This is a genomic window from Pseudomonas sp. NPDC088890, assembly GCF_044900155.1.
Taxonomy (GTDB): Bacteria; Pseudomonadota; Gammaproteobacteria; order Pseudomonadales; family Pseudomonadaceae; genus Aquipseudomonas; species Aquipseudomonas urmiensis.
The window spans coordinates 1-12,139 of the sequence record NZ_JBJDNG010000002.1 but is presented as its reverse complement, the minus strand read 5'-3'; the positions used below and the strand labels follow the sequence as shown (position 1 = coordinate 12,139).

General features: G+C 61.5%; 12 protein-coding genes and 1 pseudogene. 4 read left to right on the top strand and 9 right to left on the bottom strand.

Going from position 1 to position 12,139, the window contains the following annotated elements; all coding sequences use genetic code 11:
• Positions 1-131 precede the first annotated feature (131 nt).
• The 4 genes from ACI2JX_RS04925 to ACI2JX_RS04910 all read right to left on the bottom strand — a co-directional run bounded on the left by ACI2JX_RS04925 (position 132) and on the right by ACI2JX_RS04910 (position 3,897).
• The gene (locus ACI2JX_RS04925) at positions 132-1,283 is read right to left on the bottom strand and encodes a PQQ-dependent sugar dehydrogenase (protein WP_404689531.1); all 1,152 of its coding nucleotides are present in this window, start codon (positions 1,281-1,283) and stop codon (positions 132-134) included.
• Positions 1,284-1,307: 24 nt separating this feature from the next.
• Entirely contained in the window at positions 1,308-1,625 is a 318-nt protein-coding gene (locus ACI2JX_RS04920) for a hypothetical protein (RefSeq protein ID WP_404689530.1), read from the bottom strand.
• Positions 1,626-1,824: 199 nt separating this feature from the next.
• On the bottom strand, positions 1,825-2,790 hold the full coding sequence (speB, locus tag ACI2JX_RS04915) for an agmatinase (protein WP_264235837.1): 966 nt from the start codon (positions 2,788-2,790) through the stop codon (positions 1,825-1,827).
• 27 nt (positions 2,791-2,817) lie between these two features.
• A complete protein-coding gene (locus ACI2JX_RS04910; protein WP_404689529.1) occupies positions 2,818-3,897 on the bottom strand; it encodes a polyamine ABC transporter substrate-binding protein in 1,080 nt (359 codons plus the stop codon).
• A gap of 101 nt (positions 3,898-3,998) precedes the next feature.
• Here ACI2JX_RS04910 and ACI2JX_RS04905 point away from each other — a divergent pair, with 101 nt between their 5' ends.
• Positions 3,999-4,889, top strand: a complete 891-nt coding sequence (locus tag ACI2JX_RS04905) for a LysR family transcriptional regulator (protein ID WP_404689528.1) — start codon at positions 3,999-4,001, stop codon at positions 4,887-4,889.
• Between the two features lie 108 nt (positions 4,890-4,997).
• Here ACI2JX_RS04905 and ACI2JX_RS04900 read toward each other — a convergent pair whose 3' ends face one another.
• The 3 genes and pseudogenes from ACI2JX_RS04900 to ACI2JX_RS04890 form a co-directional block, all read right to left on the bottom strand.
• Positions 4,998-7,433, bottom strand: coding sequence for a TonB-dependent receptor (locus ACI2JX_RS04900; protein WP_404689527.1), 2,436 nt, complete (start codon positions 7,431-7,433; stop codon positions 4,998-5,000).
• A 114-nt stretch (positions 7,434-7,547) separates the two neighbouring features.
• Entirely contained in the window at positions 7,548-8,429 is an 882-nt protein-coding gene (locus ACI2JX_RS04895; protein ID WP_404689811.1) for a FecR family protein, read from the bottom strand.
• A pseudogene (locus ACI2JX_RS04890) lies at positions 8,430-8,940 on the bottom strand (RNA polymerase sigma factor); the annotation flags it as partial.
• 134 nt (positions 8,941-9,074) lie between these two features.
• Here ACI2JX_RS04890 and ACI2JX_RS04885 point away from each other — a divergent pair.
• Positions 9,075-9,563, top strand: coding sequence for an LEA type 2 family protein (locus tag ACI2JX_RS04885; RefSeq protein ID WP_368973502.1), 489 nt, complete (start codon positions 9,075-9,077; stop codon positions 9,561-9,563).
• Position 9,564: 1 nt separating this feature from the next.
• Here the strand turns inward: ACI2JX_RS04885 and ACI2JX_RS04880 are convergent, their stop codons facing one another.
• Positions 9,565-9,828, bottom strand: a complete 264-nt coding sequence (locus ACI2JX_RS04880) for a hypothetical protein (protein WP_368973503.1) — start codon at positions 9,826-9,828, stop codon at positions 9,565-9,567.
• 131 nt (positions 9,829-9,959) lie between these two features.
• On the opposite strand from ACI2JX_RS04880, the gene ACI2JX_RS04875 reads away from it, so the two are divergent.
• Positions 9,960-10,280, top strand: coding sequence for a YqjD family protein (locus ACI2JX_RS04875; protein ID WP_368973504.1), 321 nt, complete (start codon positions 9,960-9,962; stop codon positions 10,278-10,280).
• A 31-nt stretch (positions 10,281-10,311) separates the two neighbouring features.
• On the opposite strand, the gene ACI2JX_RS04870 is transcribed toward ACI2JX_RS04875, so the two are convergent.
• Complete coding sequence (locus ACI2JX_RS04870; protein WP_368973505.1) at positions 10,312-10,929, bottom strand: tRNA-(ms[2]io[6]A)-hydroxylase; 618 nt, start codon at positions 10,927-10,929, stop codon at positions 10,312-10,314.
• A 153-nt stretch (positions 10,930-11,082) separates the two neighbouring features.
• On the opposite strand from ACI2JX_RS04870, the gene ACI2JX_RS04865 reads away from it, so the two are divergent.
• Positions 11,083-11,946, top strand: coding sequence for a universal stress protein (locus tag ACI2JX_RS04865; protein WP_404689526.1), 864 nt, complete (start codon positions 11,083-11,085; stop codon positions 11,944-11,946).
• Positions 11,947-12,139: the final 193 nt, after the last annotated feature.

Below are 12,139 nucleotides of genomic sequence, written 5' to 3'. Positions count from 1 at the left end.
GGTATGTGCCCAAAAGGCTTATGTTACGGCACGCGGCGGCGACGAGCATGCAGATTCTCTATCAGCGCTGCCCGCCTCTTCGCGGCCACGCGCGCGCCCACCGCGAAGCAGCCGGGATAACCTTTGACTGTTTAGGGGGTTTGGCTCAGGCCTACCTTCAATAGCGCTCCATCCTTGGCATCGGTAAGCACATACAGGTAACCGTCCGGCCCCACCCGCACATCACGGATGCGCGCTTGCAGATCGCCCAGCAGGCGCTCTTCATGGACGATCTTGTCGCCATCGAGCTGCAGCCGGATCAACTCTTGAGTCGCCAGGGCACCGATGAACAAGTTATGGTCCCAAGCCTTGAAGGTCGGTCGATCATAGAAGGCCATGCCGCTGATGCCGGGGGATTTCTCCCACACGTGGTGCGGATCGACCATGCCGTCGACGTGCTTGCCCTTGGCCTCAGGGATCGGCAACAAGGAATAGTTGATGCCATGGGTCGCTATCGGCCAACCATAGTTCTTACCTGCCTGCGGGATATTGATCTCATCGCCACCTCGCGGGCCGTGCTCGTGGGTCCAGAGCTTGCCGGTCCAGGGGTTGAGCGCCGCGCCCTGCTGGTTGCGATGGCCGAACGACCAGATCTCGGGGCGCACATCATCCTTGCCGACGAACGGATTATCCTTGGGCACTTCGCCATCAGGAAGGATGCGCACGATCTTGCCTTGCAGCTTGTCCAGATCCTGCGAGGTGGGGCGTTGATTGTTCTCGCCCAAGGCGATGAACAGATAGCCGTTGCGGTCGAACACCAGCCGTGAGCCAAAGTGATTGCCGTCGGACAGCTTGGGCATCTGGCGGAAGATCACTGTGAAGTTTTCCAGGCGCGCTTTGTCCTCCGATAACTGGCCACGCCCCACCGCTGTCCCGGCCTTGCCATCACTGCCTTCTTCTGCAAAAGACAGATACACCGTGCGGTCCTGCTCGAACTCAGGCGACAGCACCACATCCAGCAAGCCGCCTTGCCCTTGCGCCCACACCTTGGGGACACCGGAGAGCGGTGGGCCGACCTTGCCCTCGGCGCTGACAACACGCAGGTTGCCAGGGCGTTCGGTGACCAGCATGTCCTTGCTACCGGGCAAGAACGCCAGCGCCCAAGGGTTACGCAGACCGTCGGCGACGGTGTTGACGATCAACTGGCCATCCTCGCTGGGCAAGCGCTGTTCAGAGGCGGCGTGGGCAAACATCGGCAACAGGGCGGCGGCGGCCAGGGCGGTCAACCAGCTACGTGGGGGCATGCGCGATTCCTTGCAGTTGAGGGCTCAAGGCGCGCGTTGGCTATCGCGCGCTGGCCGGGTCGGTTCTAGGTTAGGCGTCTGCTGTTGGCGGCGCAGGTTTTCGCCGTTGCCAATGCCGCGGTTGTCCAGGGTCGGTGGGCGCGGGATCGGCTGGGTAGAAGGCCCGCGTACCGGTGGCGTGGCCTGGATGCTGCCCTGGCGGCTGTTGGGGTTGGCGCGCTGGATCGGGCTGTTATAGGGGTTGTTGTCGTTGGCCGCGAGCGGGGGCTGCGCAGGCGGTGCCGCAGACAGCGGAAGACTGACAAGCAGCCCCAGGGCCAGCACTGGCAGTGTCGGATTCATACTTTACCTCCTGCACGAAAAAGCCGCGCTCAAGCGTTGGATAGCCTAAGGCGCGACTGGTTCGTAACAAAAGTAGGAATTGGTGTGGAGATGATTCCTGATGTTTCGGTGCTGCTTTCCCTGCTCCATCATAGGAGGCCGCTGCGCGGCCCATCGCAGGCTGTGCCAGCATCTGCAGGTGGGTAGCGGGCTTGAGTCCTCACACCTGCTTGTCGAGCTTATGCCGCGCTGCGTACAGGCACAGCATCTCCATGGCCAAGGTGGCCCCTGCCAGCGCGGTGATATCGGCATGATCATAGGCCGGCGCCACCTCGACCAGGTCCATTCCCACCAGGTTGATGCCGCGTAGCCCGCCGAGTATTTCCAGCGCTTGCACAGTGGTGAGGCCGCCACACACCGGCGTGCCAGTGCCTGGCGCATAGGCAGGGTCCAGGCAATCAATGTCAAAGGTCAGATAAACCGGCCGCTGTCCAACCCGCTGACGAATCGCCGCGATCACCGCCTCAGTGCCCTGACGGTGCACCTGGCGCGCATCGACAATGGCAAAACCCTGGCTGTCGTCATTGGTGGTACGCAAGCCGATCTGCACCGAGTGCGCGGGGTCGACCAGGCCTTCGCGCGCCGCATGCCAGAACATGGTGCCGTGGTCGATGCGCTTGCCCTCCTCGTCTGGCCAGGTGTCGCTGTGCGCATCGAAGTGGATCAGTGCCAGCGGGCCGTGGCGGCGGGCGTGAGCCTTGAGCAGTGGGTAGCTGATGAAGTGGTCGCCGCCCAAGGTGAGCATGGCGCAGCCGGCCTCGAGAATGTGCTCGGCATGCGCCTCGATGCTGCCCGGCACGTTCTGCGGCGTGCCGCTGTCGAACGCGCAATCGCCATAGTCGATCACGGCCAAGTGGTCGAACGGATCAAACGTCCACGGCCAGTGCCGCGCCCAGGCTTGCTGCACGGAGGCCGCGCGAATGGCGCGCGGGCCGAAGCGCGCACCCGGACGATTGCTGGTGGCAGTGTCGAACGGCACGCCGCTGACCACCACATCGACGCCGCGCAAATCACGGCTGTAACGACGCCGGGAGAAACTGGTAATGCCGGCGTAGGTGCTTTCTGCAGCAGTGCCGTACAAGCTGTCGCGGGTCATCGCCTGGTCATTGTGCTGGGCTTGGTCCACGGTTGTGCTCCTTGTCATGAGAAGAGGTCACTGGCCGCTGCGCAGGGCGTTCCACAGCCGGTTGCGCTGGCGCAGGTCGGACAGCTGCATGCCCCGGTCGGCGTACAGCCGCTCACGCACGGCGGCGGGCGGATAGATGTCCGGGTCGCTGCGCACAGCCTCATCGACCAACGCCGTTGCCGCTTGGTTGGCGTTGGCGAAGAACAGCGTGTTGGTCAGCGCCGCCACCGATTCGGGCTGCAACATGAAGGCAATGAAGGCCCGGGCAGCTTCTGGGTGCGGGGCATCCTTTGGAATGACCAGGTTGTCTTGCCAGACCACCGTACCCTCACGGGGAATGCGATAGACCAGCTCAAAGCGCTTGCCTGCGCGCCGCGCCTGGTCGGCGGCCATGGCGGCATCGCCGTTGTAGGTCAGCGCCAGGCACACGCTGCCATTGGCCAGGTCATTGATCTGGCGACCATTGGCGACGTAGCTGATCGACGGTTTGAGTTGGCGCAGCAGCGCCTGGGCAGCATCCAGGTCGGCCTTGCTCTGGCTATAAGGATCCTTGCCCAGATAGTTGAGGGTCAGGCCAATCACCTCCTGTGGTGAGTCGGGCATGGCGATGCCACAATCCTTGAGCTTGCTGGCGTACTCGGGCTTGAACAGCAGGTCGAGGCTGTCCAGCGGCACGTCGCCCAGACGCTGACGCACGGCCTCGACATTCACCCCCAGGCCGAGCGTGCCCCAGGTGTAGGGCACGGCATAGCGATTGCCAGGGTCGGCCACGGCCAATTTGGCTAGCAGGTCCTTGTCGAGGTTGGCATAACCAGGCAGCGTTTGCGGGTCGAGTGGCTGCAGCGCGTTGGCCTGCAGCGCCCGCGCCAGGACCGTGGATGACGGCACCACCACGTCGTAGCCGCTGCGCCCAGTTAGCAGCTTGGTTTCCAGCACCTCGGTGGTATCGAAGGTGTCGTAACGCACTTTGTAGCCCGTCTCTTTTTCGAAGCGCTCCAGGGTTTGCGGGGCGACGTAGTCGGCCCAGCTGTAGAGGTTGACGACCTTCTCTTCGGCCTGCAGTGGCAGGGCCAGCACCAGGGACAGCAAGCACAGCGATCGACGCATGACGGACACCTCGGCAATGGGTGGATGCCGCCAGCATGCCAGCCGGGTTACATTGCAAGAATGGCAAGTTTGCAAAGCTGACATTCATCAGGAGCAATGTGATGCTCGGACAACTGCACGACCCGGACCTGCATCTGCTGCGGCTGTTCGTCACTGTAGTCGAGGCCGGCGGCTTCAGTGCCGCCCAAGGCGTACTGGGCTTGAGCCAGCCGAGTATCAGCCAGCAGATGGCGCGCCTGGAAACGCGCCTGGGTTATCGCCTGTGCAGCCGCGGCAAACGCGGCTTTGCGCTGACTGACAAAGGCCAGTTGCTGCTCAAGGCAACCCGCGAATTGCTGGTGCAGATCGAACAGTTCCGCCAGCAGGCCAATGGTGTTGCCGGGCAACTGCTGGGCACCCTGCGCATTGGCATTGCCGAAAACCAGGACAGCGCCGTGAGCCTGCGCCTAGGCAATGCCATCGCCCGCTTCAGGCGACGGCAGGAGGCGGTGCAGCTGGAGTTGATCAGCGCCCCGCCCGCCGAGATGGAACGCTTGCTGCTGGAGCAGCGACTGGATTTGGCCATCAGCTATTTTTCCGGCAAGCAGGCGGCGTTCGACTACCAGCCGCTGTTTGCAGAAACCCAGCGGTTGTATTGCGGCCAGGGCCATCCCTTGTTCACGGCCGAGACGGTGAGCCGCGAACAGCTGCTGGAGGCGGACCAGGTGCGTCATGGCTATCGGTTCTTGCAGGGGGCGGATGCGTTTCAGAGCCAACGCAGTTCAGCCCAGGCCGAACAGATCGAGAGCGTGCTGACCTTTATCCTGTCGGGGCGGCACGTGGGGTATCTGCCTTGTCACTATGCCGAGCCTTGGCTGCTGCGAGGGATGCTGCGGGGATTGGATTCGCGGTTGGATTTCGTCGTGCCGTTCACCCTGGCGCGTCATCGCGGGCAGGTGCCGGGGGACACGCAGGAGGCGTTTGTGCAGGATCTGTTGGCGGCGTTCGCTTGAGACTGAGGTGTCAGTCGTCGTCTTCGCGGGACAAGCCCGCGCCTACTCGGCAACTTCAATGCGGTAGACGCGCTTGTCCGGCGATGACAATGGCCCTGACGAGCCCAATCAGTAGGCCAAACTCCAGGTCAGGGTATAGGTCCGGCCACGGCCCTGGTAGTCATACAGGTAGGCTGGCCCATAGGTCGGCGAATAGAACAGCGTCGCCCGCTGCCCCCAGACCGTGCTGTACTGCTTGTCGAACAGGTTCTGAATACCGGCGCTGAAGGTGCCAAAACCGGTGTCCTGACTGCCCAACAGGTCAAAGGTGGTATAGCCATCGATCTGCTGGTCCTGATCGTCTTTCAAGGTGAAGGCATGGTTGGCTTGCAGCCGTGCGCTGCGTCCATCGCCCTTCCAGCCGACAAACGCCGTGGCCTTGGACAGCGAGGCGTAGCGGGCATCACGCTTGATCCAGTCGCCGTCCCGATCTTCCTCTTGCGACTTGACCACATGCACGGTGCCGCCGGTTTCCCAGCCACTCTGGAAATGACGGGTCAGCGCGCCTTCGAAACCAAAGTCGCGCTTCTTGAAGTCCACCACGTCAATGGTCAAGGTCGCAGGGTCGGTGGTGATGGTCTTGTCGGTCCAGATGTAATACAGCGCAGCCTGGGCGTCCCAGTCCAGGTCGGCGTAGCGCCAACCCAGTTCGACCTGACGGCTCTTGATCCCGGCCAGGGGGTTATCGTCAACGCTCAGGCCTTGCTTGCCGTAGTACTTGGCCGGGTCAGGCAGTTCGAAGCCTTCGCCGTAATTGCTCCAGACCTGGTGGCCATTCTTGAAGTCGTAGATGGCGCCTAGGTTGAACAGGTTGACCTGATAGTCGTTGTTGCCGCCCGGCACCGTCTTGAAATCGCTGACCTCAACGTCCATCTGCTGACGCCTGGCACCGCCAGACAGGGTCAGGTTGTCGGTCAGGCGCCAGTCGAGCTGCGCGTAGGCCGAGACGCCATCGACTCGATAGCTGGGATAGCGCGGTGCCTCGCTGAGTTTGTCCAGGTCAAGGCCGCCACTTTCCGAGGAAGTCAGTGGGTCGAAGGTAGTTTGCTGGGCGTTGAAGCGCTCGCGATCCAGGTCGACGCCATAGGTGAGCTTGAGCGTGTCCCACTGCTTGGCGAACAGCGCCTTGAGGCTGCTGACCTCAAAATTTTGCTGCGAGGCCGCAAAATACACGCCGCGCGAACCTGGCACCCCACCACGGTTGTAGTAGGGGAACGGGTAGAAGTTGTCGTCCTCCTTGCGGTAGGAGGCCTGCAGGTAGAAATCCTGACCGAGGACATCGCTGTGGTGGTAGTTGGCGTTGAGTAGCAGGCGCCGGGTCTGAGGTTGTAGGTCAGAGGAGTAGCCGCCACGCAGCTGCGCATCTTCAAGGTCCGACGGCGCGTTGTAGTTGAGGTTGGGAAAATAGATACCTGTGCTGCCATGGTTGCCGGAATCGTAGTACTGGGCCAGCAAGTCCAGGCTTTGCTCATCGGTGAGCTTCAGGCCGACGCTGCCCATGACGTCGATCGCCCGGTTGTACTGCAGGTCGGTCTGGGTATTGTCGATGAATATCTGATCGCCGGCGCCGTCGTAAAAGGCTTCGTTCTGCTCGGCGGAAATACCCAGGCGAGCGTTGATCCGCTCGTTACCGCCACTGACCGACTGGGCGATGCGGGTGGCCAGGTCGTCACTGTTGTTGAAGCCACTGCTGGCGCCAATCTGGGTTTCGAAGCGGGCCGCTCCTGGCTCGCCTTTCTTGGTCACGATGTTGATGATGCCGCCCGTTGCGCCGCCGCCATAAACGGCGTTGGCGCCGGACAGCACTTCGACCCGTTCGACGTTGAAGGGCGAGATGCTGTCGAATTGGCGCGAGAGCCCGCGAGAGCTGTTCTGGCTGACACCATCGATCATCACCAATACATCGCGACCGCGCATGTTCTGGCCATAGTTGGTCCGCCCTTCCGGCGCCAAGTCCAGGCCTGGGACCAGTTTGCCGATGGCTTCCTTGAGGCTTACACCGCTGTCGAGCTGCTCGCGCAGTTGCTGTTGGTCGACCACCCAGACCGTTCCGGGGATCTCACTGATGGCAGTGCTGGTACGCGAGGCGACGGTGACTTCGGTGGGTTTAAGGCTGACGCTCTGCGGCGCAGCATTGACCTTACGCAACGTTACCGTGCGCGCATCGCTGAATTGCCAGCTCATGCCACTACCTGCGAGCAGCTGTTGCAGCGCCTGCTCGATGCTGTAGTTGCCTCGCAACGCAGGGCTTTGCAGGTCGGCGACTTCGCTGGTGGTGTACAGCAAGTGCAGACCGGCCTGGTCGGCGAAGCTGGTCAGCGCCTGGTCCAGAGCCTGGGCGGGCAGATCCAACTGGACATGACGCGCTGCCACTTGGGCATCACCGGCGGCGTGCACCGCAGCGATGTGCAGCGGTCCGGCCAGCATGGCCAGGGCGCTGCAAGACAACAGGGCATGGTTGAAACGACCGCCGCAGCGGTGCAGGGGTTTGAGCGTGGCCTTCACGAAAGAGCTTCCAGACAAGGCGTCAATGAGAATGGGTTGCTGATCAGTCCCACTACGACGTTCTGGCTTTCATCAACTTGCAGTGCGAAATGTAAAATATTTCGCTTTATCGGTTCAGTGGACCACGGCGAGCCACGGCAGGTAGGTGATTTTCAGGTTGTAGCGCTGCTCCAGGGTGCGCAAGAGCGCTTCTGGCTCGTCGAGATCGAACACCCCGCTGACTTCTAGCGCAGCCAAGGTGTGATCGGAAATCAGGATGCGCCCATGCTGGTAACGCTCAAGCTCGCTGAGTACCTGGCCCAGGGGCTTGCCGTTGAAGATCAGCTTGCCACGCTGCCAGGCGGTCAGCGCCCGAGCATCATTGGCGACCGGCACCGCTTGCGTGCCAACCCGTGCTTCACCCTCGGCCAGCACCACGCTAGGGCCGCTGGCCGAACGCCGGACGCTGAACACCGCCTCGCGGCCCTGCACGGGATCGCCGCCGGCCTCGACCACGAACGGACGCAGGTCGCTGGCCGTTTCGAACAACGCCTCGCCCGCTTTGAGCACGACTTTGCGCTCGCTGTCGCTAAAGGCAAGCGACAAGGCGCTGCCACTGTTAAGCGTGACCCGTGAGCCGTCCGCCAGGGTGATGACCTGCCGCTGTCCGATAGCGGTGTGGTAATCGGAGGTCCACACCGGCACTTGCTGCCAACCGATGACGCTTGCCACAGCGAGCACCGCCGATGCAGCGATTGCCAGTGGCCAACGCCGTTTGCGCGGCGCCGGTTGGGCAGCGAAGGTTTGCCCAGCGCTGGTCTGCCCGATGTCTGCCCACAACCCCTCAGCTTCCCTCGCGGCCTCGGCATGCGCCGGGCTCAACTGACACCAGCGCTGGTAACGCGCCTGGTCAGCCGCGCTGGCATTGCCCGAATGCAGCAATACCTGCCAGTCGAGAGCATCATCGGAAAGACCGCTGAGCGGATGTGGCTCGGGCATGGCAGATAAGTCAGTCATGGTTGTGTTTGAGCCAGTCGCGGCAATGGCGCAGGGCTTGGCCGATGTATTTTGCCACCATGCTCTCGGAAACGCCCAGCCGTTGTGCGATTTGCGCCTGAGTCAGGCCCTCGACGCGATTGAGCAACAACGCCTGCCGCGCATTGCTCGACAGCTCAAGCATGGCCTGGTCCAGCATCTGTAGGCGTTCACTGGCCAGCAGCGCCGCTTCAGGTGGCGGCGCCGGGCACGGCAGCTCGCCTGTGGCTTCACTGGTTTGGTGATTGGCGGCGATGCGCTGTTCACGGCGCAGCGCATCGATAGCCAAGTTGCCAGCAACCCGGAAGATGAAGCTGCGGGCGTGCAGCACCGGAATCGCTTGTTGCTCGATTTTCACCAGCTTCAGATACGTCTCCTGGGCCACGTCAGCGGCGCGCTGGCGGTCGCTCATACGGCGGGTCAGGAACTGCAACAGGTCGTCGTAGTGCTCCTGGAAACTTGCCAGCAGCCCAGACACGGGAGACGTCAGCATGAAGGAAAAAAGCCAGTAAGAAAGACTATCGGACGTTAATGAGAAACAGTATCTTTCATTAAGCCCAACACTTTCAACGTCGGCGTGCATTTGCCACACTGGCCATTCACCTGTCAGGCAGAAGGCCCTTCCCCATGACGCTGCGCTTATCCCGTCACCTGCGGCTTTTGTTGGTCGTACTGTTGGCCTGCACAGTTAATGCGTGCGCGCTGCTTCAGGCGCGCGACCCGTTGAACATCAGTGTGATCGGCATAGAATCGCTGCCCGGCCAGGAGTTGGAGCTACGCATGGCAGTGAAGATTCGCGTGCAGAACCCGAACGAGACGCCGGTGGATTTCAACGGCATCGCGCTCAATCTGGAAGTCAACGATCAGCCCTTGGCCGCGGGCGTGAGCGATCAGCGCGGGCATATCGGCCGGTATGACGAGACCGTGATCGTGGTGCCGGTCAGCGTCACCGCGTTCGCTTTCCTGCGCCAGGCCTATGGCTTGAGCCAGGTGCAATCGCTGCAGGGCCTGCCCTATGTGCTGCGCGGCAAGTTGGCCGGAGGTCCGCTGGGGACGGTGCGTTTCACTGACAAGGGCAAGCTCGACCTGCCCCAGCCTAGCAGTGCGAACTGGTAGATCAACGGTTGCTGTTGGCAGCGGCCATCATCTTGTTGACTTCGCTGCGCACCATATTGGCGAAATCGACCGGGGTCATGGCGTCCAGCTCGGCACGTACCCATTCGGCCCACTTGCCTTTGCGCCGGGACTTTTCGGCGATCAACCGCCCGGCCTCGGCCTTGGCCTTGCCCAGGTTACTTTGCCAATACTCGAACAGCCGCGCTTTCTCGCCTTCGATCTGCGCCCGTTCCTCGAAGCTTCTGTTGGCCAGATTGAAACTCATGAAGGTCTACCCTACCGCTTGAAATTGGGCGCTATCTTACACTGATGCAGAGCGCGCCCGGAACGTTGGCGCAACTTTCCAGACGCTGCGGCATCCATTGTTTTAACCCACCCATCGACGAGGACGTGCTCATGGCTAGGAAAACTGCCACGCAAACCGATAGCGATCAGATCAAGGACCAGGTATTCAGCGAATTGCAGTCGTTGATTGAAGAATCCGAGAAGCTGCTTGAACAGAGCGCAACCCTGGTGGGCGAAGAAGCCGATACCCTGCGCGCGCAGATCAGCTTGAAACTGCGCCAAGCACGCCAGGCAGCAGGCTCGGTGCGCGACAAGGCGCAACCGGTGGTGGATGCTACGCAGGATTATATTGGCGGCCATCCCTGGCAGACAGTGGCAGTCTCGGCCGGCTTCGGACTGGTGATTGGCCTGCTGCTAGGCCGTCGTCACTAATCTCGTTCGATCCGCTGGCGCTAGATCAGGCTCAGGCCGCCTGGGCCAGCGGAATGCCGCTGTGAAAGCGCAACTCCTGATCTGGGGAAGTGATCAACTCAGCCTCAGCTTCACGCACTATCGCCACGACGCGAGCGATGTCGGCCGCGTCGCCGTACTGGTGGGCCAGCTTGAGGTAGCCCAGAAAATGCCGTGCTTCGCTATTGAGTAAACCGTGATAGAAGGTCCCAAGCTCTTCATCAAGGTGCGGCACCAAGGCAGCGAATCGCTCGCAGCTGCGCGCTTCGATAAACGCACCCACCACCAAGGTATCCACCAGCTTGACCGGCTCATGGGCGCGCACCAGGCGGCGTAGACCCGAGGCATAGCGGCCTGCCGAAACCGGACGCAGTGGCACGCCACGGCGCTTCATCAGGCGCAGCACCTGTTCATGGTGGACCAATTCTTCACGAGCCAATCGCGACATCATGTTGATCAGATCAAGGTGGGTGTTGTACTTGGCAATCAAGCTCAACGCGGTGCTTGCAGCCTTGAACTCACAGTTTTTGTGATCGATCAGTAAGGTCTCCTGGTCGGCGAGCGCCGCTTCGATCCAGGCGTCAGGGGTGCGGCAACCGAGAAAGGCGTCGACTTCGGGAATCAGGGACATAGGCTCACAATCACGCAACAACGACAGGGCCGGCGATTATACCGGGGGTGGCGGCGATCGCCAGCGACTATGCTTGATACACATCAAGCGGCATTGATAGGGACGCCGACTATAGTCAGGCACAGGCCAAACATCCGAGGGGAGCCCATGTCCATGCAACAGGTCCGTAGCATCCTGGTCGTACTTGATCCCGATCACGCCCATAGCCGCGCCCTCACCCGGGCGAAACTGATCGCAGGCGTTACCGGCGCCCGCTTGCACCTGCTGATGTGCGACAAGAAGCACGATCACAGTGCGCTGCTAAGTCTGCTGGCGAGCCAACTACATGATGACGGCTACGACAACGTGACTCATGAACAGGCCTGGCACGACACTTTGCACGAGTCGATCATCGCTGTGCAGCAAGCCGAAGGGTGTGATCTGGTGATCAAGGAGCATCGGCCAGACAACCCGCTGAAAAAGGCATTGCTGACGCCCAGCGACTGGAAACTGCTGCGCCAGTGCCCGTCTGCGGTGCTGATGGTCAAGAGTGAGCGGCCTTGGACTGGCGGGGTGATCCTGGCGGCAGTGGATGTAGGCAATCATGACGAGGCGCACCGCCTGCTGCATAACAACATCATTGACCATGGCTATGCCATCGCTGCGCTGGCGAAGGGTGAACTGCATGTGATCAGTGCCCACCCCTCCCCCATGCTCTCAGCGGCAGACCCGGTTTATCAGAACTCGGATACCATTGAGCAGCGCTATCGTGAGGCTTGCAAGGCTTTCCAGGCTGAGTTCGATATCAGTGATGAGCGCTTGCACATCGCGGAAGGGCCAGCGGATGTGTTGATTCCCTATACCGAGAAGCACTGTGATGCGGTGGTGACAGTGATTGGTACGGTTGCCCGGACGGGCATCTCCGGGGCCTTGATCGGCAATACGGCCGAGGTCGTGCTTGATTCGCTGGAGGGGGATGTTCTGGTGCTTAAAAGTGAAGAGGCCATAGCTCACCTGGTAGAGCTCGCTCAGGGCTGAATCGTAATTGTGCTGGTGCTATCGCGGGGCAAGCCCGCTCCCACGCATGCTTCGCCTCAACTGAGTCTGGTATCGATTAGGCTGATTGGGCGGAAGGCGGAAAAGACAAAACCCCTACCTGCTCGCGCAGATAGGGGTTTTGCGAAATGAATCTTGACGATGACCTACTCTCACATGGGGAAACCCCACACTA